General features: G+C 67.1%; 17 protein-coding genes. 7 read left to right on the plus strand and 10 right to left on the minus strand.

Features of this window, described 5'->3' with window-relative positions:
- Positions 1–57 precede the first annotated feature (57 nt).
- Together H7J86_RS10365 and H7J86_RS10370 are read left to right on the plus strand one after the other, a co-directional pair.
- A complete protein-coding gene (locus H7J86_RS10365) occupies positions 58–927 on the plus strand; it encodes a polyphosphate kinase 2 family protein (RefSeq protein ID WP_090360395.1) in 870 nt (289 codons plus the stop codon).
- Between the two features lie 109 nt (positions 928–1,036).
- Positions 1,037–1,897 (plus strand): endonuclease domain-containing protein, encoded by an 861-nt coding sequence (locus H7J86_RS10370; protein ID WP_267290821.1) that lies wholly within the window; start codon positions 1,037–1,039, stop codon positions 1,895–1,897.
- A gap of 59 nt (positions 1,898–1,956) precedes the next feature.
- On the opposite strand, the gene H7J86_RS10375 is transcribed toward H7J86_RS10370, so the two are convergent.
- The 4 genes from H7J86_RS10375 to H7J86_RS10390 form a co-directional block, all read right to left on the minus strand.
- Complete coding sequence (locus H7J86_RS10375) at positions 1,957–2,829, minus strand: cyclopropane mycolic acid synthase family methyltransferase (protein ID WP_090360400.1); 873 nt, start codon at positions 2,827–2,829, stop codon at positions 1,957–1,959.
- Between the two features lie 118 nt (positions 2,830–2,947).
- A complete protein-coding gene (locus tag H7J86_RS10380; protein WP_267290823.1) occupies positions 2,948–3,802 on the minus strand; it encodes a 3-hydroxybutyryl-CoA dehydrogenase in 855 nt (284 codons plus the stop codon).
- Positions 3,803–3,907: 105 nt separating this feature from the next.
- A complete protein-coding gene (aceA, locus tag H7J86_RS10385) occupies positions 3,908–5,194 on the minus strand; it encodes an isocitrate lyase (protein WP_090360404.1) in 1,287 nt (428 codons plus the stop codon).
- 273 nt (positions 5,195–5,467) lie between these two features.
- Positions 5,468–6,265, minus strand: a complete 798-nt coding sequence (locus H7J86_RS10390; protein ID WP_208410146.1) for an acyl-[acyl-carrier-protein] thioesterase — start codon at positions 6,263–6,265, stop codon at positions 5,468–5,470.
- Between the two features lie 64 nt (positions 6,266–6,329).
- Between H7J86_RS10390 and ramB the strand changes: the two genes are divergently transcribed.
- Positions 6,330–7,769, plus strand: coding sequence for an acetate metabolism transcriptional regulator RamB (gene ramB, locus H7J86_RS10395; RefSeq protein ID WP_090360409.1), 1,440 nt, complete (start codon positions 6,330–6,332; stop codon positions 7,767–7,769).
- On the plus strand, positions 7,766–8,347 hold the full coding sequence (locus H7J86_RS10400; RefSeq protein WP_235632967.1) for a carboxymuconolactone decarboxylase family protein: 582 nt from the start codon (positions 7,766–7,768) through the stop codon (positions 8,345–8,347). Before ramB ends, H7J86_RS10400 begins: the two co-directional genes overlap by 4 nt.
- Here the strand turns inward: H7J86_RS10400 and H7J86_RS10405 are convergent.
- The 3 genes from H7J86_RS10405 to lpdA form a co-directional block, all read right to left on the minus strand.
- Entirely contained in the window at positions 8,344–8,880 is a 537-nt protein-coding gene (locus H7J86_RS10405) for a hypothetical protein (RefSeq protein ID WP_267290826.1), read from the minus strand. The genes H7J86_RS10400 and H7J86_RS10405 overlap by 4 nt on opposite strands.
- Before the next feature lie 133 nt (positions 8,881–9,013).
- Positions 9,014–9,283 (minus strand): hypothetical protein, encoded by a 270-nt coding sequence (locus H7J86_RS10410; RefSeq protein WP_167156519.1) that lies wholly within the window; start codon positions 9,281–9,283, stop codon positions 9,014–9,016.
- Positions 9,284–9,289: 6 nt separating this feature from the next.
- The gene (lpdA, locus tag H7J86_RS10415) at positions 9,290–10,684 is read right to left on the minus strand and encodes a dihydrolipoyl dehydrogenase (protein WP_267290828.1); all 1,395 of its coding nucleotides are present in this window, start codon (positions 10,682–10,684) and stop codon (positions 9,290–9,292) included.
- Between the two features lie 188 nt (positions 10,685–10,872).
- On the opposite strand from lpdA, the gene H7J86_RS10420 reads away from it, so the two are divergent.
- The gene (locus H7J86_RS10420; protein ID WP_267290830.1) at positions 10,873–11,736 is read left to right on the plus strand and encodes a cyclopropane mycolic acid synthase family methyltransferase; all 864 of its coding nucleotides are present in this window, start codon (positions 10,873–10,875) and stop codon (positions 11,734–11,736) included.
- On the opposite strand, the gene H7J86_RS10425 is transcribed toward H7J86_RS10420, so the two are convergent.
- Positions 11,720–12,202 carry a DUF779 domain-containing protein gene (locus tag H7J86_RS10425; RefSeq protein ID WP_090360424.1) on the minus strand — a complete coding sequence of 161 codons (483 nt, stop codon included), beginning with the start codon at positions 12,200–12,202 and terminating at the stop codon, positions 11,720–11,722. The two genes, H7J86_RS10420 and H7J86_RS10425, sit on opposite strands and share 17 nt — an antisense overlap.
- A 33-nt stretch (positions 12,203–12,235) precedes the next feature.
- Between H7J86_RS10425 and H7J86_RS10430 the strand changes: the two genes are divergently transcribed.
- A complete protein-coding gene (locus tag H7J86_RS10430; RefSeq protein WP_267290832.1) occupies positions 12,236–14,254 on the plus strand; it encodes a prolyl oligopeptidase family serine peptidase in 2,019 nt (672 codons plus the stop codon).
- Here the strand turns inward: H7J86_RS10430 and H7J86_RS10435 are convergent.
- Both H7J86_RS10435 and H7J86_RS10440 read right to left on the minus strand, forming a co-directional pair.
- A complete protein-coding gene (locus tag H7J86_RS10435) occupies positions 14,247–21,659 on the minus strand; it encodes a cadherin-like domain-containing protein (RefSeq protein WP_267290834.1) in 7,413 nt (2,470 codons plus the stop codon). The genes H7J86_RS10430 and H7J86_RS10435 overlap by 8 nt on opposite strands.
- A gap of 243 nt (positions 21,660–21,902) precedes the next feature.
- A complete protein-coding gene (locus H7J86_RS10440; RefSeq protein WP_267290836.1) occupies positions 21,903–26,186 on the minus strand; it encodes a beta strand repeat-containing protein in 4,284 nt (1,427 codons plus the stop codon).
- On the opposite strand from H7J86_RS10440, the gene H7J86_RS10445 reads away from it, so the two are divergent.
- Positions 26,146–26,964 carry a hypothetical protein gene (locus H7J86_RS10445; protein ID WP_267290837.1) on the plus strand — a complete coding sequence of 273 codons (819 nt, stop codon included), beginning with the start codon at positions 26,146–26,148 and terminating at the stop codon, positions 26,962–26,964. The two genes, H7J86_RS10440 and H7J86_RS10445, sit on opposite strands and share 41 nt — an antisense overlap.
- The last annotated feature ends 31 nt before the right edge of the window (positions 26,965–26,995 follow it).

Raw genomic sequence — 26,995 nt, forward strand, 5'->3', positions numbered from 1 at the left:
CCGAGGGCGAACGCGAGGCAGGCACGGGCGAGGACCGCAACGAGCGGGAGCCCGGCCGTGACGACCAGTGACACCGACCTCCCGGCGCTGTGGACCCACGAGCCGCACACCCATCTGGAATTCAAGCCCGGCTCCTCGGTCACCGGGATCGACCCGGACGCCACACCGGGATTCGTCGGCTCCAAACGCGACGCCCCCGTGCTGCAGGCCGAGCGCAATATCCGGTTCGCCGAGTTGCAGGAGATGCTGTACGCCAACAGCCGCGCCGGCGATACCCGATCACTGCTGCTGGTGCTGCAGGGCATGGATACCGCGGGCAAGGGCGGCATCGTCAAACATGTTGTAGGAGCAGGCAATCCGCAGGGAATCGACTACGCCAGCTTCGGTAAACCCACGGAGGAGGAGCTGGCCCACCACTATCTGTGGCGGATCCGCAACGCCCTGCCCGCGGCCGGCCACATCGGGGTGTTCGACCGTTCACACTACGAGGACGTGCTGATCGTGCGCGTGCACAACCTGGTTCCGCCCGAGGTGTGGGGTGCGCGCTACGACGAGATCAACGCATTCGAGAAGGAACTCGTCGAGGGCGGCACGAAGATCGTGAAGGTGGCGATGTTCGTCTCGCTGGACGAACAGAAGAAGCGCCTGGCCGAGCGACTGGAACGGCCCGACAAGTTCTGGAAGTACAACCCTGCCGATATCGACGAGCGGCTGCTGTGGCCCAAATACCAGGAGGCCTATCAGGTGATGCTGGACCGCACGTCGACCGACTACGCGCCCTGGCATGTGATTCCGTGCAACCGCAAGTGGTACAGCCGGCTGGCCATCCTGGAGCTGCTCATCGAGGCGCTCAAGGAGTTCAACTTCGCCTGGCCGCCACCGGATTTCGACGTGAAGGCCGAGAAGAAGCGGTTGGCGAGGGCCTAGGTTCGCCGAGACCACGGTTTGTGGCGTGATCTTCCGGCTACGCCGTCAACATCCGTAGTCTCGGCGTGCGCGGGAACCGAATGCGGCCGCGCTGCGTCCGGTAAGGGGTGTGGGACACATCGTGCTGGGCACCGAAGCGCTGGCCACCGGCCTGACGACGCGCCACGGACTGCGGACGAAGTACCGGAAGCTGCATCACAACGTCTACGCTCCGCGCGACATGGCGCTGGATGCCGCTACCCGCGCAACCGCTGCCTGGCTGTGGTCGGGTCGGAGGGCGACGCTGGCCGGCTACTCGGCGGCCGCGATGCTCGGCAGTAGATGGCTACCCGCCGACGCCCCGGCCGAACTGGCTCGCCTCCGCCAACCCAGCCCGCCCGGCATCGTGGTGCACTCCGGTGAGATCGCCGACGACGAACTCACCACGATCGGCGACATCCGTTGCACAACGGCGGCGCGTACTTGCTATGACATGGGACGACGACTGCCGGTGGACACCGGCATCATCCGCATCGACGCGCTGCTCAACCACGCGGGCGAGCGGGTGGCTGTGGTCGCCGCGATTGCCGAGCGCTACCCGGGCGCGCGCAGAATCCGGCGCCTGCGCCAGGTACTCGACCTCTGTGATCCCGGAGCTGAATCTCCGCAGGAAACGCGGCTGCGCCTTTTGCTGGTGCGCGCCGGGCTCCCCCGACCGGTCACCCAGATACCCGTGCGCAACGACCGGGGTCGCGTGGTACGCCGGATCGATATGGGTTGGCCGCAGTGGATGGTGGGCGTCGAGTACGACGGCGAACAGCACTGGAGGGACCCGGCGATCCACAGTTCGGACATCGACCGGCTGGAATTCCTGGCGGACGCGGGATGGACCATCGTGCGCGTCAGCGCCAGACATCTGCGTTACCTGCCCGACGCCGTCATCACGCGTACCCACGACGCACTCAAAAGGCGCCGAGACTACGGTTTCTGACGAGGTTCGTGTCGATTCTCGTCAGAAACCGTGGTCTCGGCGCCTTCTGGTGAGCGGCCCTACTTGGCCAGCGTGAACTGGCCGATGTTGGTGATCCCGCGGCGGAAGAAGTCCGCGCAACCGGTCAGGTACTTCATGAAGCGGTCGTAGACCTCCTGGCCCTGCAGGGCGATGGCCTCGTCCTTCTTGGCTTCCAGGTTGGCGGCCCACATGTCCAGCGTGCGGGCGTAGTGCGGCTGCAGCAGGTGGGTGCGCTTGAGCTCGAACCCGGAGTCGGCGGCCAGCTTCTCGATATCCTCGACGGCAGGCAGCTGCCCACCCGGGAAGATCTCCGCGGCGATGAACCGCATGAACTTCAGATCGCTGATGGTCAGCTTGATGTTGTTCTCGCGGAAGAACTGCTGCGTGTGGGCGAGGATGGTGTGCAGCAGCATGACGCCGTCGTCGGGCAGGATGCTGTAGGCCCGCTCGAAGAACACCGGGTAGCGCTCCTGCTTGAAGGCCTCGAACGCGCCGATCGACACGATGCGGTCGACGGGCTCGTTGAACTCTTCCCAGCCCTGCAGCCGGATCTCGACGTTGCGCTTGGTCTCGATCTTCGCCAGCCGCTTGCGGGCGTAGTCGGACTGTTCCTTGCTCAGGGTGATGCCGATGACGTTGACGTCGTAGTTGGTCAGCGCCCGCTCCAGCGCGCCGCCCCAGCCACAGCCGACGTCGAGCAGGGTCATGCCGGGCTCCAAGCCCAGCTTGCCCAGCGCCAGGTCGAACTTCGCGTTCTGCGATTCCTCGAGGTTCATATCCTCGCGCTCGTAGTAACCACAGGTGTAGCCCATGGTCGGTCCGAGGAAGAGGGCATAGAACTCATTCGAGATGTCGTAGATCGACTGCGACTCCTCGTAGTACGGCGCAAGATCGGACTCGACGTTTGACATGCGAAAAATAACCTCGTTTGTTGATTTGGCGGCCGCGGCCCGGATACCCCCCGAAGGCATTTTCGAACCGTACGCGACGATGGTACCCCATGTTAGCTAGGCTAAATGTTTCCCAGCGCTAGTACGTGTAGAAGCCCTGACCGGATTTCTTCCCCAACTGCCCCGCCTCCACCATGCGTAGCAGCAGCGGCGGCGGACCGTAGAGCGGCTCCTTGAACTCCTCGTACATCTTGTCGGCGATGAGCTTCAGCGTGTCGAGGCCGACCAGGTCCGAGAGCCGCAGCGGACCCATGGGGTGCGACAACCCCGCGACCACGGCCTTGTCGACGTCTTCGATGGTGGCGAATCCGGCCTCCACCATCCGGATGGCGGCGAGCAGATACGGCACCAGCAGCGCGTTGACCACGAAGCCGGACCGGTCCGAGCAGCGCACGACCTGCTTACCCAGCACTTTGCCAGCGAATTCTTCGGTGCGCTTGAGCGCGTCGTCCGAGGTGACCAGGGTCGAGATGAGCTCGACCAGGGGCAGCACCGGCACCGGGTTGAAGAAGTGCAAGCCCAGCACCCGCTGCGGATTCTTGGTCGCCGCTGCGATCTTCATGATCGGAATGCTGGAGGTGTTCGACGCCAGGACCGCGTCCGGGTCGGTCACGATCTCGTCGACCTCGGCGAAGACCTTCGCCTTGACCTTGTCGTCCTCGACGATCGCCTCGATCACCAGCTGCCGATCGGCGAAAGCCGCCAGGTTCGTGGTGAAGGTCAACCGGCCGAGCGCGGCGTCGCGGTCCTCCGCGCTGAGCTTGCCCTTGGCGGCGGCGCGGTCCAGCGACGCGGTGATGCGGGCCTTGCCCGCGTCCAGGAATTCGGCAGCAGGTTCGTAGACGACGACCTGCGCGCCGGCCTTGGCGCATACCTCGGCGATGCCGCCGCCCATCTGCCCGGCGCCGATCACACCCACGCGTTCGATACTCAACTTGCTCTCCTCAGACTCCCGATACGGCGTCAGGCCCCGCCCGCGGTGGCGGACGGGGCCTGACGCTATCAACTCAGTAACTCGGCGCCGAGTGGCACCGAAGGATCAGTGGAACTGACCCTCTTCGGTGGAACCGGCCAGCGCGGTGGTCGAGCTGGTCGGGTCGACCGTGGTGGCGATCCGGTCGAAGTAGCCGGCGCCGACCTCGCGCTGGTGCTTGGTGGCGGTGTAGCCACGCTCCTCGGCGGCGAACTCGCGCTCCTGCAGCTCGACGTAGGCGCTCATCTGGTTGCGGGCGTAGCCGTGGGCCAGATCGAACATCGAGTAGTTCAGGGCGTGGAAGCCGGCCAGCGTGATGAACTGGAACTTGAAGCCCATCGCGCCGAGCTCCTTCTGGAACTTCGCGATCGTCGAGTCGTCCAGGTGCTGCTTCCAGTTGAACGACGGCGAGCAGTTGTAGGACAGCATCTGGTCCGGGAACTCGCTCTTGACGCCCTCGGCGAACTTCTTGGCCAGCTCCAGATCCGGGGTACCGGTCTCCATCCAGATCAGGTCGGCGTACGGCGCGTAGGCCTTGGCGCGGGCGATGCACGGCTCCAGGCCGTTCTGCACCCGGTAGAAGCCTTCGTTGGTGCGCTCACCGGTGATGAACGGGCGGTCGCGCTCGTCCACGTCGGAGGTGATCAGGGTGGCGGCCTCGGCGTCGGTGCGCGCGATGACCAGGGTCGGCACATCGGCGACGTCGGCGGCCAGGCGCGCCGAGGTCAGGGTGCGGATGTGCTGCTGGGTCGGGATGAGCACCTTGCCACCGAGGTGGCCGCACTTCTTCTCCGAGGCCAGCTGGTCTTCCCAGTGCGAACCGGCCACACCGGCGGCGATCATCGCCTTCTGCAGCTCGTAGACGTTCAGCGCGCCACCGAAGCCGGCCTCGCCGTCGGCGACGATCGGGGCGAGCCAGTTCTCGACCGAGGTGTCACCCTCGACCTTGGCGATCTGGTCGGCGCGCAGCAGCGCGTTGTTGATGCGGCGCACCACCTGCGGCACCGAGTTGGCCGGGTAGAGGCTCTGGTCGGGGTAGGTGTGGCCGGAGAGGTTGGCGTCACCGGCGACCTGCCAGCCCGACAGGTAGATGGCCTTGAGGCCCGCGCGGACCTGCTGGACAGCCTGGTTACCGGTCAGCGCACCGAGGGCGTTGACGAAGTCCATGTTGTGCAGCTGGTCCCACAGCACCTCGGCGCCGCGGCGGGCGAGGGTGTTCTCCTCGACGACGTGGCCCTGCAGCGCGACGACGTCGGCCGGGGTGTAGGTACGGGTGATGCCCTTCCAGCGGGGGTTGTGGTCCCAATCGTGCTGGATCTGTTCCGGGCTCTTCGGCGTGCCAACGGTGGACATGGCTCTCCTTAACGGGTTAACAGGTTGCGACTGTCGCTGCGGCCTATCAACCCTCAGGTTGTTAATGCCACCGCGGCCTCGCGGGTGTGCTAATCCGAGGATGCCCTACCGCATATGCGCAGGTCCACCCGTTTCAGTTGCCAATTTTGGCTAACGCCCCGCGTTAAGTTGCGAAGATTGCGAAGATCGCGAACGGCTGAACCGGTTCAGAATCTACCCACCGGTAGCCAATTGCCGCTGGTCAGTACGCCCGTACTGTTAAACGGCGGACCATCAGCGAGCGAACAACGCGGCGACAGCTTTGGTCTCCTCGCCCACCGCATATGTGAGCGTTGTAACAGTCCGGTCCGTCAGCTCCGGGCCGAATTTGTCCGTCGATCCGGGCGGGTACACGTGCACCATGATGTCCAGGTCGTCGCCCAGTGCCACCGCCGAGTCGTGCTCGATGGTCACCCGTAGCGGCGCGGAGAGGAGTTCCGGGGTGGTCTCCAGGTAGTCCTCGACCACGCTCCAATAGACCGAGTTGTTCATGTGGTCGAACAGGTCGATATCGGTGACGCGCACCGGGTAGCGCCGGATGGCGACCGCGTCCTCGCGGGCTCCCCCCTTGAGGTACCCCTTCCACCGCAGCCGGTCCACGTCTGTCGTCCGCCGCAGCCCGGCGAGGAAGTCATCGGAGATGCGGCCCGGGCCCTGGGTCTCGCGGCTGAAGCAGATCCAGAACGCCTCGGATTCCACCAGGCCACCCTTACGGCCATCGATGCGCACCCGCATCTCGCACCAGCGCGTCGACGTCCCCGAACACCACCGCCGTAACCGCAGGATGTCGGGGAACTCGATGGGCTCGACGATGTCGATCATGGTGCGGCGCACGATCCACGCCGGGTGCACGTCCTCATAACCCATCTGCCGCAGCTGGTCCTGGCCGACGTCCTGGATGTGGCGGGTGGCACCGTCGAAACGCAACCGGCCGTCGCGGTCCACATCGGCCATTCGCAGCGACCACGAGGTGTCGAACACGTCGGGGTGGCCGTCGGGCACGGGCATCATCGTCTTGGCCAAACCACTCATGTCTTCCATATTGGTCTGCGAACAATGCAAAGCCAATCTTTGCAAGCGTGATTACCCTGGACGAGTGGCCAAGACGTTCGTCGGATCAAGGGTCCGCCAACTACGAAACGAACGCGGTTTCAGCCAGGCATCGCTGGCCCAGATGCTGGAGATCTCGCCGAGTTACCTCAACCAGATCGAACACGACGTGCGGCCCCTCACGGTCGCCGTGCTGCTGCGTATCACCGAGGTGTTCGGGGTGGACGCCACCTTCTTCGCGTCCCAGGACGACACCCGGCTGGTCGCCGAACTGCGTGAGGTCACGATGGACCGCGATGTCGACATCGACATCGACGCCGCCGAGATCGCCGATCTGGTGGCCACCCATCCCGCGATCGCCCGCGCCATGGTCAACCTGCACCAGCGCTACCGGTTGACGACGACGCAGCTGGCCGCGGCCACCGAGGACAGGTTCGGTGCGAATGTCGGAGGCAGCGGCTCCGGGTCGGGGTCCATCACCATGCCTCACGAAGAGGTGCGCGACTACTTCTACCAGCGACAGAACTATCTGCACGAGCTCGATACCGCCGCAGAGGACCTGACCATCCGGATGCGGATGAACCGGGCCGATCTGGCCGGTGAGCTGTCGGCACGGCTGACCGCCGTGCACGGGGTGCACATCGTCAAACGGCAGAACATGGGCGATACGGTGCTGCACCGCTTCGATCCCGCCACCCGCACGCTGGAGATCGGCAGCCACCTGGCCAGTGGGCAGTACGTCTTCAAGCTCGCCGCCGAACTGGGTTACCTGGAGTTCGGCGACCTCATCGACAAGCTCGTCGACGAGGGCAAGTTCACCAGCGACGAGTCCCGCACGCTGGCCCGGCTGGGCCTGGCCAACTATTTCGCGGCGGCCACCGTGCTGCCGTACCAGCAGTTCCACGCCGTGGCCGAGGAGTTCCGCTACGACGTCGAGCGGTTGTCGGCGTACTACGCGGTGTCCTACGAGACCATCGCGCACCGGCTGTCCACCTTGCAGCGGCCGTCCATGCGCGGCGTGCCGTTGTCGTTCGTGCGCGTCGACCGGGCCGGGAACATGTCGAAACGCCAGTCCGCGACCGGTTTTCATTTCTCGTCCTCGGGTGGCACCTGCCCGCTATGGAACGTGTACGAGACGTTCGCCAACCCGGGCAAGATCCTGGTGCAGATCGCCCAGATGCCCGATGGCCGGCAGTACATGTGGGTGGCGCGCACGGTCGAGCGCCGCGCGTCGCGCTATGGTCAGCCGGGTAAGACGTTCGCGATCGGTTTGGGCTGTGAACTCCGTCATGCGCACCGACTGGTCTACTCCGAAGGGCTGGAACTGACCGGTGACCCCAACGTCGCAGCGATTCCGATTGGCGCCGGGTGCCGGGTGTGCGAGCGTGACAACTGCCCCCAGCGCGCGTTCCCCGCACTCGGTCGCGCCCTCGACCTCGACGAGCACCGCAGCACGGTGTCTCCTTACCTGGTGAAGCAGACATGACCGGTTCCGAGCTGACACCGCCCGAGTCCTCCCCCACTCCGATGCCCGCCCGAATCCCGCCCGGCGGATTCCGGGAACTCGGCCCGGTCAACTGGGTGATCGCCAAGGCCGGTGCACGCGGAATCCGGGCACCGAAATTCCACCTGTTCAACGTGCTCGGCCAGCACCGGTTGCTGTTCCTGGCCTGGCTGCCGTTCTCCGGGTATCTGCTCTACGCCGGCAAGTTGTCCCGCCAGGACGCCGAGGTGGTCATCCTGCGGGTGGGACATCTACGCGACAGCGAGTACGAGTTGCAGCAGCACCGCAGGCTGGCGCGCAGCCGCGGTCTGGATGCCGCCACCCAAGCCGCGATCTTCGAGGGCCCGGACGCCGAGGTGCTCACCGCCCGGCAGCGGGTGCTGGTCACCGCAACCGACGAGTTCGTGATCACCCGGTCCATGTCCACCGAGACGTGGACCGCGTTGGCCAAGCTGTACAACCGCGCCCAGATCATCGAATTCTGCACGCTCGCAGGGCAATACGATGCGCTGGCGGCGACCATGGCGACGCTGCGGATCCCGCTGGACTTCCCGGACTAGCGGCCGGCGCAGACAGCCCACAACTGGTGAGCCGCCGATAATTCCTGCGCAGCACTTCCGGAGGTCGCGAAGAACGCGTCCTGTAGGCGCTCCCCCACCGCCGGTGCCGCGATCCAGTTCAGCACCGCTGCCTTGTTGACCGTCTTGAACGGCGTGGTGCGGGTGAACATCGCGTCGACGAGATCGGCCAGATGTCGGGCCGCCGCCACCGGCCCGGTGAGCAACGCATCAAGGTGATCTCCGAGTGGCAGTCCGCACCAATCCACAAGGTCCAGTGCCGATGGGGAGTCCGAAAAATACCCGAGGTCTGCCGGGTATACGGCGAGCAGTTCCGCCCACACGGCCGCGGCGAACCCCTGCAGCGCCGACCGTTCCGGACCGGTCCACGTCACCATCCGGATCTTCACGTCCCACACCTGGAAGTCGAACACCGGCGCGGACGTGAGCAGTAGTAGCTCCATCATCCGCGGCAAGTAGTACCGCAGCGCATCGTCGTCGAGCTCCATCACGTGCAGGGCCGTCAGATGTTCCAAGCTCAGCGCATCCAACGGCGTCGCAGCCAATCCCGCCGCCGTGAGGTCCGGGGCGCATTGCGCGCAGACCCGTATCGGCGCCGGTGCACGGTACGCAGCGCATGCTGCGTACAACTGCGCGAGCCCTTCCTGCCTAGAGATACGTAACCCCGAGCACCGCGATCGTCATCAGCACCGGGGCGATCGGCAGCGCCCAGAGGAACGCCGTCCGCACCTGCTGCTTGCGCTGATACGAACGCCAGCCCAGCAGGGCGACGCCGGCCGACAGGCCGATGATCACCACCGAGACGATCAGCACCCAGAAACTCACGTCACTGGTGTTGATCGCCGCGGTGATGGCGAGCAGCCACAGGACGTGGCCGATCACCAGCCCGCCGATGGCGGCGACTACCCTCTCGCGCACCGGCGATCAGAAGTTGATCATGTGGCCGGTGAGGCCGTGGAAGCACTCCTGCAGCGCCTCCGACAGGGTCGGATGCGTGTGCACGTTGCGGGCCAGCTCGTTGGCGGTCAGATCCCACTTCTGCGCCAGCGTCAGCTCGGGCAGCAGCTCGGAGGCATCGGGGCCGATGAGGTGGCCACCGAGCAGCTCGAGGTGTTTCTTGTCGGCGACCAGTTTGACGAAGCCGGTCGGGTCGGCCAGGCCGTGCGCCTTGCCGTTGGCGGTGAACGGGAACTTCGCGACAACGACGTCGTAGCCCTCGTCACGGGCCTGCTGCTCGGTGAGCCCGAAGCTGGCCACCTGCGGCTGGCAGAAGGTGGCCCGCGGCATCATCCGGTAGTCCCCCAGCGCCAGCGTCTCGGCACCCGCGATCGTCTCGGCGGCGACCACACCCATCGCCTCGGCGACATGGGCCAGCTGCAACTTCGCGGTCACGTCACCGATGGCGTAGATGTGGCCCACGTTGGTGCGCATGTAGTCGTCGATGGCGATGGCCTTGCGCTCGGTCAGCGCGACACCGGTGTTCTCCAGGCCGAAACCCTCGACATTCGGCCCGAAACCGATGGCCTGCAGCACCTTGTCGGCCTTGAGCTCCTCGCTCTTGCCGTCCTTGCTGACCGCGACGGTGACCGTCGAGCCGTCATCGGTGATCGACTCGACCTTGGTGCCGGTGAGGATCTTGACGCCGAGCTTCTTGTACTGCTTCTCGATCTCCTTGGACACCTCGGCATCCTCGTTGGGCAGCGCCCGCGGCAGGAATTCGACGATGGTGACGTCGACGCCGTAGTTCTTCAAGACGTAGGCGAACTCCATGCCGATGGCACCGGCGCCGGCGATGATGATCGAGCCGGGCAGCTCCCGCGAAAGGATCTGGCTCTCGTAGGTGACGACGTTCTTGCTCAGCGAGGTCCCCGGGACCAGCCGGGTGGACGACCCGGTCGCGATGATCGCGTTGTCGAAGGTGACCGTCTCGGTCCCGCCCTCGTTGAGGTCGACAGCCAGGGTGTTCGCGTCGGTGAACTTGCCGTAACCGTGGATCTCGGTGATCTTGTTCTTCTTCATCAGGAAGTGCACACCGGCGACGCGGCCGTCGGCGACCTTACGGCTGCGGTCGAAGGCGGCGCCGTAGTCGAAGCTCGCCTCCCCGCTGATACCGAAGGTTTTGGCTTCCTTGCTGAAGATGTGCGCCAGTTCGGCATTGCGCAGTAGCGCCTTGGACGGAATGCACCCGACGTTCAGGCACACGCCACCCCAGTACTTCGGTTCGACGATGGCGGTGTTCAGGCCGAGTTGGGCAGCGCGGATGGCCGCGACGTATCCGCCGGGGCCAGCTCCGAGTACGACGACGTCATAGTGGGTCACGCCATCACCCTATCGGGGCGCCGTCCTGGTCGGCACGAGACCGACCCCGGTTCTGCGAAGTCGCTCCCATCCGCGCCCGAACCGGCTACGAATGCTGCGGGAGGGGATCTTCCGGGGGATGCTTATCTGGTTCAAAGAGGTGATCGGCGGGTATCCCACCACGCACTCAAGCGAAAGGCCATCGGCCAATGCCCGAACAACTCAAACCTCACTTCGAAGACGTACAGGCACATTACGACCTGTCCGACGACTTCTTCCGTCTTTTCCAGGACCCTACCCAAACGTATAGCTGTGCTTATTTCGAGCGCGACGATATGACCCTGGAAGAAGCCCAGCTGGCCAAGATCGACCTGTCGCTGGGCAAGCTGGGGCTCCAGCCCGGTATGACGCTGCTGGACATCGGCTGCGGGTGGGGCGCCACGGCGCGGCGCGCAGTGGAGAAATACGACGTCAACGTCATCGGACTGACGTTGTCGAAGAACCAGGCCGCGCACGTCCAGCGCGGTTTCGACGCCATGGACACCGACCGGACCCGGCGGGTGCTGCTGCAGGGCTGGGAGCAGTTCGACGAACCCGTGGACCGGATCGTCTCCATCGGCGCCTTCGAGCACTTCGGACACGACCGGTACGCGGAGTTCTTCGCGAAGACCTACCGGATCCTGCCGTCCGACGGCGTGATGATGCTGCACTCCATCTGCGGTATCCACCCCGCCGACGCGAAGAAGCTGGGCATCTCGCTCACCTTCGAGCTGGCCCGGTTCATCAAGTTCATCCTCACCGAGATCTTCCCCGGTGGCCGGTTGCCGTCGGTGCCGATGGTCGAGGAGCACGCCACCGCCGCCGGGTACAAGGTCACCCGGGTGCAGTCGCTGCAGCCGCACTACGCCAAGACGCTCGACATCTGGGCCGCGAATCTGGAGGCGAACCGGGACGAGGCCATCGCCATCCAGTCTCAAGAGGTCTACGACCGCTACATGAAGTACCTGACCGGCTGTGCGAATCTGTTCCGCAACCGCCAGGTCGACGTGGATCAGTTCACGCTGGAGAAGTAGCTCCCGGCATCGGACAGGCGTCGGCGGCTTCGGCCACGATCCGGGTCCGGTCATCGGCGGGGCGCGCCCCCTCGGCGTATCGCGCGCCGGTGATCGGCGCCTGCCGGTCCAGCTCGGTGTTCTCCTCGTCGGTGAAGACCCGGCCGCGGGACAGGAAACGCATCCCTTCGGGGGATTCCAGGCTGAACCCGCCGCCGCGGCCGGGCACCACATCGATGATCAGCTGGGTGTGCTGCCAGGCCTCGAACTGCGGCCCGGAGATCCACACCGGCACGCCGTCCCCGACGTCCAGCACGCCCAGCAGGATGTCGCGATCGCCCACGATGAAATCACCGGCCGGGTAACACATCGGCGACGAGCCGTCGCAACAGCCGCCGGACTGGTGAAACATCAACGCGCCGTGGCGTTTCTGCAGTGTGGCGAGCAGATCGGCGGCCTCGGTGGTGATCAACGCTCGGCTGGTCATGTACCCACGCTACGCCCACGGTAGAAAGGTCACATGAGTTCTGGAACAGATCCCGTCGCTTCGCTCGCCCCGGACCTCAACCTTTGGCTAGAGGACATCACCGGCGACGACGCTCTGGCCTGGGTGCGCGCCCACAACGAGCCGACGCTGGCCGCGCTGTCCGGTGAGCAGTTCGAGACGATGCGAGCCGAGGCGCTGGAAGTCCTCGACACCGACGCCCGTATCCCGTACGTGCGCCGCCGTGGTGAGCACCTCTACAACTTCTGGCGCGATGAGGCCAACCCGCGCGGACTGTGGCGGCGCACCACATTGGAGTCCTACCGCACCGAGGCGCCGGTGTGGGATGTCGTCATCGACCTGGACGAACTTGCGCGCGCCGACGACGAGAACTGGGTGTGGGCCGGCGCCGAGGTGATCGAGCCCGACCATTCACGCGCGCTGATCAGCTTGTCCCGCGGTGGCGCCGACGCCGTGGTGGTGCGTGAATTCGACATGACCACAAGGGAATTCGTCAGCGCTGAACTCGGCGGCTTCGAACTACCCGAGGCCAAGACCCATATCTCCTGGGCGGACCCGGATACGGTGCTGGTCGGCACGGATTTCGGCGAAGGCTCGCTGACCGACTCCGGCTACGCCCGGCTGGTCAAACGGTGGCAGCGTGGCCAGGATCTGGCCGACGCCCCGACGGTACACGCCGGAGAGCGCTCCGACGTGATCGTCGTCGCATCGGTGGACCGGACACCGGGGTTCGAGCGGACACTGATCAGCCGGGCGGTGGATTTCTTCAACGACGAGATCTATGAGCTTCGCGGCGCCGAGCTGATCCCGATCGACGCGCCCACCGACGCGACGGTGTCCGTGCACCGGGACTGGCTGCTGATCGAACTGCGCACCGACTGGAAAGGGTATGCCGCCGGCTCGCTGCTGGCCGCCGATTATCGCGAATTCCTCGACGGCACAGCGGATATCGCAGTGGTGTTCACACCCGACCAGCACACCTGCCTGCACCAGTACTCCTGGACCCGCGACAAACTCGTCGTGGTCACGCTCGCCGATGTCGCCAGCCGCGTGCAGATCCTCACCCCGGGCGACTGGAAAGCCGCCGACGTCCCCGGACTTCCGGACAACACCAATATCGTGATCGCCGGAGCCGATCCGTACGGTGACGAGATCTTCCTGGACTCAAGCGGATTCACCACCCCCTCGCGGTTGCTGCTCGGATCCCACGATGGCGCGTTCGGCGAGATCAAACGTGCGCCCGCCTTCTTCGACGCCGACGGAATCGAGGTGAGCCAGCATTTCGCGGTGTCCGCCGACGGCACCCGGGTCCCCTACTTCGTGGTGGGGCGGCCGGGCGCCGCCGGCCCGACCCTGCTGGGCGGGTACGGCGGATTCGAGGTGTCGCGCACCCCCGCCTACGACGGTGTGCTGGGCCGGCTGTGGCTGGCCCGCGGTGGCACCTACGTGCTGGCCAACATTCGCGGCGGTGGCGAATACGGGCCGGGCTGGCACACCCAGGCGATGCGGGCCGGCCGCCATCTCGTCGACGAAGACTTCGCGGCCGTGGCGCGCGACCTGGTCGCCCGCGGGATCACCACGGTGCCCCACCTGGGCGCGCAGGGCGGCAGCAACGGCGGACTGCTGATGGGCATCATGCTGACGCGCTACCCCGAGCTGTTCGGCGCGCTGGTGTGCAGCGTTCCGCTGCTGGACATGAAGCGCTTCCATCTGCTGCTGGCCGGCGCATCGTGGGTCGCCGAGTACGGCAACCCGGACGACCCTGGTGACTGGGAGTTCATCTCCAAATACTCTCCGTACCAGAATATTTCGGCAGACCGCAGCTATCCGCCGATTCTGATCACCACCTCCACCCGCGATGACCGGGTGCACCCCGGGCATGCCCGGAAGATGACCGCCGCGCTGGAGGCAGCGGGCCACCCGGTGAGCTACTACGAGAACATCGAGGGCGGGCACGGCGGCGCGGCCGACAACTCGCAGGCGGCGTTCCGGGCGGCGCTGATCTACTCCTACCTGTGGCGGACGCTCAGCTGATCTGGATCACGGTCACCTTGGTGGGTCCCGCACTCGTCGAGGCGGACGCGACGACATAGCTGCCGTCGGCGCTGATCCGCGCGGGGTTCACCGGCGTGCCGGCCAGCACGGCCGTGGTACCGATCTGCGCGCCGGTGACGGTGTTGAGGATCGCCACCGCGGTGGTGCCGCCCGCGGCCGCGGTCACGACCACCCGGGTGCCGTCCGCGCTGAGCTGAGGCTGCCCGGCGGCGCTGCCGGCCAGCGTGAGGCTGTCGCCGACCGGTGCGCCGGTGAGTGCGTCGCGCACCGACACCGTCGTCACGCCGGCGGTCACCGAGGTCACCACCACCCTGGTCCCGTCGGAGTTCAACTGCATCCCGGCGGGTTGGTCGGCCGTACTGCCGAGGGCGGATACCTGTGTCCCCGTGGCTGTGTCGATGACCACGGCGCTCGTGGTGAACTGGCCGTCACCGTTGTCGGTGTTGGCGACGATCAGCACGCGTGCCCCGTCGCTACTCGACTGCGCCGTCGACACCAAGCCGGAGCCGGCGACCCAGCCGCCGTCGAGGCTCAGCGTGCTGCCCACCTGGGTGCCCGTGATGAGGTCGATCACCATCACCCTGGTCGTCGACTGGTCGGCCGCCTGAGCCACCAGCACCGCCCGGGTGCCGGCCGGGTTCAGTACCAGTCGGTCGTAGGAACTCTTCGAATCCCCTGAACCGGAAGGCCATCCGCTGGTCTGGATCACCGAACCCACCTGCGCACCGGTGGTCATGTTGACCACCACCAGGCCGGCCCGGAAGACGTCGGTCTGCGAGCTGCCGTCGATTCCCTGCGAGGTCAGCACCGCCCGGCTGCCGTCGGCGCTGAACTGGGCCCGTACGACCGGCGCGTAGGACGAGACCGTGAAACCGGCCCCGATCTGGCTGCCGCCGGCGTTGTACACCGAGACCTTGAAGCTCAGGCCGGTGTCGCTGGTCTGCACGAAATCGGTGACGACGATCTTGGAACCATCGGCGTTGAGACTGGCCAGGGTGGAGCTGTTGTAGGTCGCCGCGGACGCAGCGGCCCGGGTGAGCGGCGCACCGATCGTGGCGCCCGTCGCCGCGTTCACGACGGTGATGGTCGTGGCCGCGCTGACGCCGCCGATCTGCCCGCCGGTGACGACGGCGGCCCGGGATCCGTCGGCGCTGAACGACGCGGCCGCGGTACCCACGACCTGACCGGTGTCGTAGACGAGCGCGCCCGTCGCGGTGTTGATCAGGACCAGCCGGCCGGACGGTTTGGCGTCACCGGACAGTCCGGTGGTCGCCACGGCCACGCGACTACCGTCGGCATTCGTCTGGACTGCCGGGCCGACCGCCTTGTCCCCCAAGTAGTTCGAGGAGGTGTAGGTGGTGCCGACCTGTGCACCGGTCGCGACGTCGAGGATCGCGACCCGCACGTTCTTGGAGTAGTCGTCGCTGGTGGCGATGACCGCGCGGGTGCCGTCGGCGCTGAACGCCACGAAGCTCGGCGCGGTACCCGAGAGGGTGATGAAGTTCCCGACCTTCGCACCGGTGACGGTGTTGACGACCGAGAAGGCGACGACACCACCGGCGGCCGCCTTGGTGACCACGACGGCACGGCTGCCGTCGGCGCTGAAGTACGCGTCGTGGGCGATGCCGTTGACGGTGAGGGTGCCCACGGTCGTCGCGGTCCGTGTCACCGGCGCGATGTCGACGGTGACGCTGATGGCCGTGGTGCCGCCGTATCCGTCCTTGACGGTGACCGTCAGGGTGTCTTGTTTGTCCGCGGCCGTGGCACTGCCCGCCGCCGCCAGGAGTCGCGCCGCCTCGGTCGGGGTGTAGGTGAACGCACCGGTCGAGGCATTGACCGTGACGGCGCCCTTGCTGGTGGATGCCGGCGCGGTGTAGGTCAGCGGGTCGCCGTCGGGGTCGGCGCCCGACACCGTCCCGGTCACCACGCCGGTGGTCGCGTTGGGGGACCCGGTGGTCACCGACAGGGCCGGTGCGCTGTTGGCGGGCTGGATGCTCACCGACACCGTGGTGGTGGCGGTGCCGCCGAATCCGTCGGTCACGGTGACGGTGAAGCTGTCGGCCTTGTCGGCCGTGGTCGCCGTCAGCGCGGCCGCCGCGTGTCGCGCCGCCGCCGTCGGGGTGTAGGTGAAGGTGCCGGTCGACGCATCGATGGTGACGGTGCCCTTGGAAGTGCTTGCCGGAGAAGAGTATTGAAGTACGTCGCCGTTGGCGTCGGTGCCGGTCGCCTTACCGGTGACCACGCCGGTCGAGGTGTCCGGGGCGCCCTTGGTCACCGTCACCGTCGGCGCGGTGTTGGCCGGCAGGATGTTCACCGTCACCGTGACCGGCACACTGGCGCCGTACCCGTCGGTGACGGTCACGGTGAAGGTGTCGGTCTTCTCGGTGGTCGCCGTGACCGACGCCGCCGCGTGCCGGGCCGCCGCGGTCGGGGTGAAGGTGAACGCACCCGTGGTGGCGTTGATCGTGACGGTGCCCTTGGAGGCACCTGCGGCGGCGTACTTCAGGGTGTCCCCGTTGGGGTCGGTGCCCGACACCGTGCCGGTCACCGCACCGGTGGTGGCGTTCGGCGTATTCGTCGTCACCGTCGCCGTGGGCGCGGTATTGGCGGGCGCGATGCTCACCGACACCGTGGTGGTGACGGTGGCCCCGAAGCCGTCGGTCACCGTCACGGTGAAGCTGTCGGCCTTGGCGGCGGCGGTCGCCGTCGTCGACGATGCGGCATGGCGGGCCGCCGCGGTCGGGGTGTAGGTGAACGCACCCGTGGTGGCGTCAATGATGATGGCGCCCTTGGTGGTTGATGCGGGCGCGGCGTAGGTCAGCGTGTCGGTGTCGGCATCCGTGCCGGTGACAGTGCCGGCCACCACACCTGTCGAGGTATCGGGTGAGCCCGTCGTCACCGACAGCGTCGGCGCGGTGTTGGCCGGCCGCACGGTCACCGAGAGGGTGATCGGGACGCTCGCGCCGTACCCGTCGGTCACCGTGACCGTGAAGCTGTCGGCCTTATCGGCTGCGGTCGCCGTCGTCGAGGCCGCCGCGTGCCGGGCCGCCGCCGTCGGGGTGTAGGTGTACGCACCCGTCGACGCATTGATCGTGATGGTGCCCTTGCTCGTTGACGCGGGTGCGGAGTAGCTCAGCGTGTCACCGTTGGCGTCGGTGCCGGTGACCTTGCCGGTCACCACGCCGGTCGTGGTGTTCGCCGTGCCCACCGTCGCGGTCACCGTCGGTGCGGCGTTGGCGGGCTGAACGCTCACCGACACGGTGGTGGTGACACTCGCCCCGAAGCCGTCGGTCGCCGTCACGGTGAAGCTGTCGGCCTTGTCCGCGTCGGTCGCGGTCAGTGCGCTCGCCTTGTGCCGGGCGGCCGCCGTCGGGGTGTAGGTGAAGGCACCGGTGCCGGCATTGATGGTGATGGCGCCCTTGGAAGTGCTGGTGGGTGCGGAGTATTTGAGCGTGTCGCCGTCGGCGTCCGTTCCGGCGACGGTCCCGGTGACCACACCCGTGGAGGTGTCGGGTGCACCCGTCGTCACCGACAAGGTCGGTGCGGTGTTGACCGGCTGAATCGACACGGTGACCGTCGTCGGCACACTGGCCCCGTACCCGTCGGTGACGGTGATCGTGAAACTGTCCGACTTGACGGCGGTGGTCGCGGTGGGCGAGGCCGCGGCGTGCCGGGCCGCCGCCGTCGGGGTGTAGATGTACGCCCCGGTCGACGGGTCGATCGTGATGGTGCCCTTGCCGGTTGACGCGGGCGCCGAGTAGGTCAGCGTGTCACCGTTGGCGTCAGTGCCGGTGACCTTGCCGGTGACCACCCCGGTGGTGGGATTGGGCGAGCCCGTCGTCACCGACAGCGTCGGCGCGGTATTGGTGGCCACGATGTTGACCGTCACCGTGACCGGCACGCTGGCTCCGTAACCATCGGTGACCGTGACCGTGAAGCTGTCGGTCGCGTCGGTTCCGGAAACCGATGCCGCCGCATGCCGGGCCGCCGCCGTCGGGGTGTAGGTGAAGGCACCGGTGCTGGCATTGATCGTGATGGTGCCCTTGGAAGTGCTTGCCGGAGCCGAGTATTGGAGTACGTCACCATCGGCATCGACCCCCGAGACCGTCCCGGTGACCACACCGGTCGAGGAGTCCGGGGAACCCGTCGTCACCGACAGCGTCGGCGCGGTGTCGGCGGGCAGGATTGCCACGGTGACCGTGGTCGATGTGCTGGCGCCGAGTTCGTCGGTCACCGTCACGGTGAAGCTGTCGGTTTTGTCGGCGTCCGTCGCCGTCGGCGATGCCGCCGCATGCCGGGCTGCCGCCGTCGGGGTGTAGGTGAAGGTGCCGCCCACGATGGTCAGCGTGCCCTTGGGTGTGGTCGCCGGGCCGGTGTAGGTCAGCGTATCGCCGTCGGCATCGGTGGCCGAGAGCGTGCCCGACACCGCTCCCGAGCTCGGATTCTGTTCTGTGACAGTGGCAGTGACATTCGTCGGCGCGGAGTTGACAGTGTCCGGCGCGATCGCCACGGTGACGGCCACCGCGACGACGTTGCCTTTGCCGTCACTGACCATGACGTTGAAGGTGTCCGACTTGTCCGCGGCCGGTGCCCCGACGACGGCCGCGGCATGCCGCGCGTCATCGGTCGGGGTGTAGGTGAATGCCCCCGTCGTCGCATTGACGCTCACCGCGCCTTTGACGGTGTTCCCGGGAGCGCTGTAGGTCAGCACATCGTTGTCGGGATCCGTGCCGGTCACCTTGCCGGTGACGACACCCGTCGCGCTGTCCGGCTGGTTCACCGACACGCCGACGGTGGGTGGCAGATTGTCCGCAAGGATGCTCACCACAACGTTTTTGGTGGCGGTACCCCCGTAGCCGTCGGTCACGGTCACCGTGACGGTGTCGCTCGCCGCCGGGTTACCCACCGCAGCATGGCGGGCCGCGGCGGTCGGGGTGTAGGTGAAGGCGCCGGTCTTGGCGTTCACCACCACCTTGCCGTTGGCCGTGGACGCACCGCTGTAGGTCAGCGTGTCGTTATCGGCATCGGTGGCCGAGATCTGGCCCGACACCACGCCTTTGGTGTTCGGCGCCCCCGCGGACACGGTGGAGATCACCGGGTTGGCATTGGCCGGTGCGATCGCGACCTTCACACTCTTGGTCACCGTCCCGCCGTGCCCGTCGGTGACCGTCACGGTGAACGTCTCGGACTTGACCGCTGCGAGCGCCCCGGTGGCGGCCGCCGCATGCCGTGCCGCATCCGACGCCGTGTACGTGAACGACCCGTCCTGCGCGAAGGTCACCGCCCCCTTCTTCGGGGTGGCCGTGAAGGTCACTGCATCCGAATCACCATCGGCCACACCAAGAGTGCCGGTCACCACACCCGAACCGTCGGGTGCGTTCACCGTCGGTGACGCGTTCGCCGTCGGCACGGCGTTGGTCGGTGATACCGATACCGTCACCGTCAAGGTGGCGACCCCACCGTGGGTGTCGGTGATGGTCACGAGGAACGAGTCGGACTTGTCCGCGGTGACACCAGTGGCGGCCGCGTGCCGCGCCGCGTCGGTCGGGGTGTAGGTGAACGCACCGGTGCTCGCGTTCAGGGTGACCGTGCCCTTGGACGTCCCCGACGCCACGGAATAGGACAGCGGGTCCTTTTCGGCGTCAGCGCCCTTGACGGTGCCGGTGACGATTCCGGTGGTGGTATTCGGTTTGCCCACCGACACCGTGGCCGTGGGGGCAGCGTTGGACGGAAGAATGTCCACCACAACGGTGTGTGACGCGGTGCCGCCATGGCCATCGGTGACCGTCAGCGTGATGGCCTCCGAGGTGGCGCCGCCCCCTGCGGCGGCGTGCCGGGCTGCCGCGGTCGGGGTGTAGGTGAAGGTGCCGGTCTTGGCGTTCACCACCACCTTGCCGTTGACCGTGGAGGTCCCTTTGTAGGTCAAGGTGTCGTTATCGGCATCGGTGGCCGAGATCTGGCCCGACACCACACCTTTGGTGTTCGGCGACCCCGCGGACACGGTGGAGATCTCCGGATTCGCATCGGCCGGCGCGATCGTGACCTTCACATTCCTGGTCACCGTCCCACCGTGACCGTCGGTGACCGTCACCGCAAACGTCTCGGTCGTCACCCATCCGTTCGCGCCGGGCACGGCCGCAGCGTGCCGCGCCGCATCCGACGCCGTGTACGTGAACGACCCATCTTGGGCGAACGTCACCGTCCCCTTCTTCGGGGCCGCCTTGAACGTCAAGCCATCCGAATCACCATCGGCCACACCGAGGCTGCCCGTCACCACACCCGAACCGTCCGGGGCGTTCACCGTCGGCGATGCCGTCGGCGCCGCGTTGATCGGCTTCACCGCGACGGTGACGAGTTTGTCCGCCGTCCCGCCGAACCCGTCGGACACCGTGATGGTGAACGTGTCGGTCTTGTCCGCCGTCGTCGCCCCGGTCACCGCGGCGGCATGCCGGATGGCGACCGTCGGGGTGTAGGTGAAGGCGCCCGTCGTCGCGTTGACCACCACGGTGCCGCCCTTGGTGCTGATCGCCGGCGCCGAATAGGTCAACGTGTCCTTGTCGGCATCGGCGCCTTTGACCGAACCGGTGACGACCCCGGTGGTGGCATTCGGCGTTCCCACGGTGGGCGTGCCCAGCGTCGGACTGTGGTTGTCGGTCGCGGCGGTCGCCAGTGCCAGGGCGGCTTTCGCCGTGGTCTCGGCTTCGGCCTCGGCGTCCGCACCGTCGTCGGCACCGAACTCACGCCGGGAGGCCGCCGCCGCCACCCACAGCAACGGCGAGTTGACCAGGGGGCCCGCCGGGACGCCGCCCAACAGCGACGAATCCACCCCCAAGACCGGGCTCGCACCCGAGACCACCCCGACCGACTCCGCCACCACCGCAGCGGCCGGTGCCACCTGCGCCGCCGCCGGCGCGGCGGTCGACAGGGCTGTCGCGCTCACCGCGACCGGCGTCGCCTGCACACTCTTCGCCGGGGTGGCATCATCGTCGACTTCGTGGCGGACCGGCCGCGACGTCACCGACGATCTGGGCGCGTCGGCGGTCTCCCGCTTGGGCTCCGCGGCGACCGGTTTCTTGCGCTTGTGCGATGTACCCGTCGCGGCCTTCGTCGCGGGCTCGTCGCTGGTCTTGGGGTCGGTGGTGGAGCCTGCGGCCGGGGCGTTCGTGCTGGTGTCGGGATTTTTGACCGTGCCACCGGAAGACTCCGAGGGCTCGGCTGTGCCGCTGGATTCGGTGCCGCCCGTGGCCGCGTCATCTGCCCACGCGGTCCCCTGGCCCAGGGATACCGCCGCACCGACGCCCAGCGCCACCGCGAGACCGCCGACGCGGCCCACGAATCGCCCAGCACCCACCACAACTCCCAACGTCCAGATCGCAGCGGGCACCAGGGCACAGCTAGCTATGTCGCTACAGGGTAATGCCTGAAAATATCTCTAGCGTCAAATTGCTGGAATTACCAGGCCCCGACACGACTCGCCGGCCCGCGCACACCGTGGCGAACGGGCCCCACCAGCTACGGACCGGCCGATACCTTCGGTGGGCAAAGAACATCTCACTACCGGCCCACACGGCAGAACTTTGCCAAAACAGCAGATGCACCCGGGTTCCGCTGTACCCAGCGGATCTCCTTACACGTCGTCGACCGTGACACTGCCGTTGAAGGGCGCTCCCGTGGCATCACCGATCTGCAGCGTCGCGACCTTCGTGGTGGTGCCGTTCCCGGTCAGACTGGCCACGACCACGCGGGAGCTGTCGTCGCTGCGGTACGTCGACCACGCCTCGCCCGGGAGCGTCAAGGTGGAACCCATGCGGGTGGCGGTCAGCAGATCGACGGCGGTCACCGTACTGCTGGTCGCGGACGCGGTGTAGACGATCACGCGGGAGGGATCATCGTCGACGGTGGCCCCGGTCCAGGTGTCACCGGTGAAGGTCAACGTGCTTCCCACCTGTGCGCCGGTCGCTGCGTCGTACACCGAAAGCTCGGTGGTCGCCGGGTCGGTATCGGTGCTCGCTGTGTCGGTGATGACGGTGATGCGGTTGCCTGCCGCATTGAACTGAACGTAGGACGACCAGCTCCCGACGAAGGTTCCGGTGGCGCCGAGCTGAGTCCCGTTGTCGGTGTCGATGATCGCGATACGAGTGGTGTATCCGCTGGTGTCGTCTCCGGTGTAGGTGAGGTACACCGCCCGATTGCCGCTGGAGAGGATGTTGGTGTCGTCGGCGTACACCCCCGGCGCGCCGACGAGCGTGATGGTGCTACCGACCTCGGCACCGGTCGCCGTGTTCAGCAGCGTGACGTGGGTGAGGTAGCCGGTGGTTTCGTCGCCACTGACGGAGGTGACGAAGGCACGGCTCTCGTCGTCGTTGTAGAGCGGCGGCAGGAACGACGTTCCGTCCTGGGCGGGGAAGGTGGCCGCACCCGGCATCGTCAGCGTCGTCCCGACCTGCGCCCCGGTGAGTGTGTTGATCACCGCGACGTTGGTGACATCGCCGCCCACCGTGGTGACCAGCGCGCGGGTGCCCGCGGTGTTGAACTGGAATGGTTGCAGCGTCCGCGGATCGTTCGCGGCGTAGCCGAGCGTGGTCCCCGCGATGTCGACCGTGGTGCCGACCTGCGCCCCGGTGGCTGTGTCGACGACCACCACCCGCACAGCGCTCAGGCCACCCGGAACGCCTGGATTCAGCGTGTACACGGCAACGACGGCGCGGGTGCCCGCCGCGTTGAACCGTGCGGGCAAGACCGTCACGCCGCCGACGGTGACGGGGGTACCGATCTGGGTGCCGGCAGCCGTGTTGAACACCGCGATGGACGTGTAGGTCCCGACTCCGTCCGTGTAGATCATGGTGTTGACGACGAACAGGCTGCCGTCGTCACTCAAATGCGCTGCGCCTGCTCCTGGATAGGACACGGTGTCACCGATCTGCACCCCGGTGGCCACGTTCAGCACGATCACATGGGTGGTGGAGTTCTCGGCATCGACGATCGTGGTGTACGCGAGGATCGCGCGCGAGTAATCGGCGCTGTAGGACACCGGGTTGTACACCGCGCCGGTGACGGTCGTCGTGGTGCCCACCTGCGCGCCGTCGGCGGTGTTGATGATCGTCACCTGGGTCGATTCGACATTGGAGTTCGGGTCGGTGCTGGACGTGGTGACGATCAGTCGGCTGCCCCCGGGGTTGAGGTCGATGGTGACGGGGTCGACGAAACGGAAGTCGTCCTCGGACTCGTCGTTGGCGTATTCGCGGGTGACTCCCACCCTCGCACCGGTCGCGGTATTGACCAGGGTCAGCCGCGTGACGGCGGCTCCGGTGTCCGCGTCGTAGCCGTCGATGGTCAGGATGGCGCGGCTGCCATCGGAGTTGAACTGCAGCGCATCGGGAAGGTAGGTGTTGCCGTCCAAGGTGAGGGTGCTGCCGACCTGCTTGCCCGTGCCGGCGTTGATGACCACCAGCCGGGTGCTTGCGGTGTCGGTAGCTGTCACGGAGGTGGCCACCAACGCACGCGTGCCGTCATCGGTGAACACCACCCCATCGGACTGGCCGGTGAGTTTGACGGTGGAACCGATCTTGGTTCCGGTCGCGACGTTGATGACCGTGACCAAGGTCGAGTAACCCTTGGTGTCGTCGCCGGTCACGGTGGTGATCACCGCCCTGGTGCCGGCGCCGTTCATCACGGCTTCGTAGTTCTCGCCCGGCACGTCGACCGAGCCGACAACACCCACGACCGTCTTCGGCGAGATGGTGACCTGGACAGCCTTGGTGATGACGCCGCCGGTGTGCCCGTCGGTGATCGTCACCGTGAACGTGTCTATCTTGTCGGCGGTGACACCGCCGGCGGCCGCGTCGCGGGCTGTCGCCGACGGGGTGTAGACGAACGCGCCCGTGGTGGAGTTGAGGGTCACCGCGCCCTTCGTCGTGGATGCCGGACCGGAGTACGTCAACGTGTCCTTGTCCGCATCAGCACCCTTGACGGTGCCGGTCACCACGCCCGTCGTCGCATTGGGCTTGTTCACCGAAACCGTCGCGGTCGGAACGGCATTGGCCGCGACGATGGTGACGTTGACGACCTTGGTGGTGACCGCGCCCTTCTCATCGGTGATGCTGACGGTGAAACTGTCGCCGGTGATCGCACCCACGGTCAGGCCGGCCGCATGCCGGGACGCCGCGGTCGGGGTGTAGGTGAACAGACCGGTCGCGGCATTGATGGTGACCTTGCCGCGGGGCGTCGTCGCCGGAACCGAGTACTTCGGCAAGGCCACACCATCCGGATCGATCCCGTTCACCGTGCCGGTGACCACTCCGGTGCCCGGATTCGTGGTGACGTTGCCGACGACCGCGTTGATCGGGGCCTTGTTCGGGGAGATGTTCACGGTCACCGTCGTGGTGATCGACGCCCCCTGGGCGTCCTTGATGGTGACGGTGAACGAATCCTGGGTGGCCGCAGCATCTGTGCCCGCGGCGGCTTCCCGCGCGGCCTGCGTCGGGGTGTAGCTGAACGCCCCCGTCGACGTATTCAGGGTGATCTTGCCCTTGTCCGTGGTCGCCACGGTCGTGTAGGTCAATGTGTCCTTGTCGGGATCGGTGGCCTTCACCGTCCCGGTCACCACACCCGTGGTCGGATTCGGGGTACCGACCGTCGATATCGCACCGGTGGGTGCGTTGTTCGGATCGACGACCAGATTCACCGTCTTGGTGATCGTGCCGCCGTAGGCATCGGAGATGGTCACCGTGAACGAATCGGACTTGGCCGGGTCGTCGATCGCGGGGGCCGCGCCTGCGGCCAGTCGCGCGGCCTGGGCCGGGGTGTAGGTGAACTTGCCGGTCTCCGAATCGAGGGTCAGGTCGCCCTTGGTGGCGGATGTGGCCACGCTGTAGGTCAGCTTGTCCTTGTCGGCGTCGGCGCCGTTGATGCTGCCGGTCACCACACCGGTGGTCGTATTCGGCTTACCCGGAGCCGGATTCGCGGTCGGGGCCGTGTTGAACGGCAAGATGGTCACCGTGACGAGCTGGGTCGTCACCGCACCCTTGGTGTCGGCGATGCTGACGGTGAAACTGTCCTCGGTCACCGCGCCCACGGTCAGGCCGGCCGCGTGCCGCGCCGCCGCGGTCGGGGTATAGGTCAGTGCCCCGCTGTTCGCGTCGATGGTGACCTTGCTCTTGGTCGCGGTGGCACCGACGGTGTACTTCACCGGCCCGCCTTCTGGATCGGTCGCGTTCACCGCGCCCAGGATGGCGCCGGTGGCCGAATTCGCCCCTCCCAGAGACACCGTCACCCCGGCGGGCGCCTTGTTCGGGGAGATGTCCACCGTGACCATGGCCGTGGTCGATGCGCCCTGCGCGTCCTTGATCGTGACGGTGAACGAATCCTGCGTGTCCGCAATGTCCGAGCCCGCGGCCGCCTCCCGGGCGGCCTGCGTCGGGGTGTAGGTGAACGCCCCCGTGGTTGCGTTGATCGTGACCTTGCCCTTGGCCGTCACGGCAGGGGTGCTGTAGGTCAGCTTGTCCTTGTCCGCATCGGCGCCCTTGACCGTTCCCGTCACCACACCTGTGGTCGGATTCGGCGCATTCACCGTCGGCGCCGCCGCGGTGGGGACACTGTTGGGATCGATGGCCACCGGCACGATCACCGTCCCGCTGGCGCCATGCACATCGGTCACCGTCACCACGAACGAATCCTGCTTATCCGCAGCGTCATTCGATGCGGCCGCAGCCCGGGCCTGCACCGTCGGGGTATAGGTGAACTTGCCGGTGGTCGCGTTGATGACCACCGACCCCTTGGTGGTGCTCGCCGGCGCCGAATAGGTCAACGGGTCCTTGTCGACATCACTGCCCTTGACCGTTCCCGTCACGACCCCACTGGTGGTGTTCGGCTTGCCCACCGTCACCGTCGCCGTCGGAGCGGAGTTCGGCACCGCGCCGGCTCCCGCGGCGTTCGCCGTCGCCGCGGCGGCCAGGCTCGCGCCTTCCCCGGAATCGCCACTGCCCCCACCGAACTCACGCCGCGAGGCCGCCGCCGCCACCCACAGCAGCGGCGAGTTCACCAACGGGCTACTGGGCACGCCGCCCAGCAATGACGACTCGGCAACGGCGCCGGAGGCCACACCCCTGGCCTGCGTCACCACCGGAGCAGCCGGTCGCACCTCGGCCGCCGGCACGGTCGCCGCGGTCACCGACGTCGCCACCGCGACCGGAGCCGCTGTCACCGCACGAGGCGCCTCGTCGTTCTCCTCGTGGCGGGCGGGCCGCGATGTCACCGAGGACTTCGGCGCCCCCGATGTCTCACGCGTCTCACGCTTGCTCGCCGAAGACGAAGGTGACTTGCGCTTGCGTGACGAACCCGAGCCGCCGGTCGGCTTCACCTCGTGTTCGGATGAGGCCCCCGGTGAAACCCCCTCGTCGTCGCCGTCGGCGTGCGTACCGGGCTCGGCGCCGGAACCACCCGCCGGGTTCGGGGTGCCGGTTGAGGTGGACGGCGACGGCGTACCCGACGGCGAGCCGCTGCCGCCGGAAGTGTCGCCGGCTGAGGTAGCCCCTCCGGATTCGGCCCTGCTGCCGCTTCCATCTTCAGCCCAGGCGATCCCCGCGCCGAGTGACACCGCGGCACCCACCCCCAGCGCCACAGCCAAACCGCCAACCCGACCGACAAACCGCCCAGCGCCCACGGAGCCCCCTGACATCGACGTCAATTAACAGCGGACTCTAAGCCATCTCCCGGATTTGC

The sequence above is a fragment of the Mycobacterium hackensackense genome, assembly GCF_025822555.1.
GTDB lineage: Bacteria > Actinomycetota > Actinomycetes > Mycobacteriales > Mycobacteriaceae > Mycobacterium > Mycobacterium fluoranthenivorans.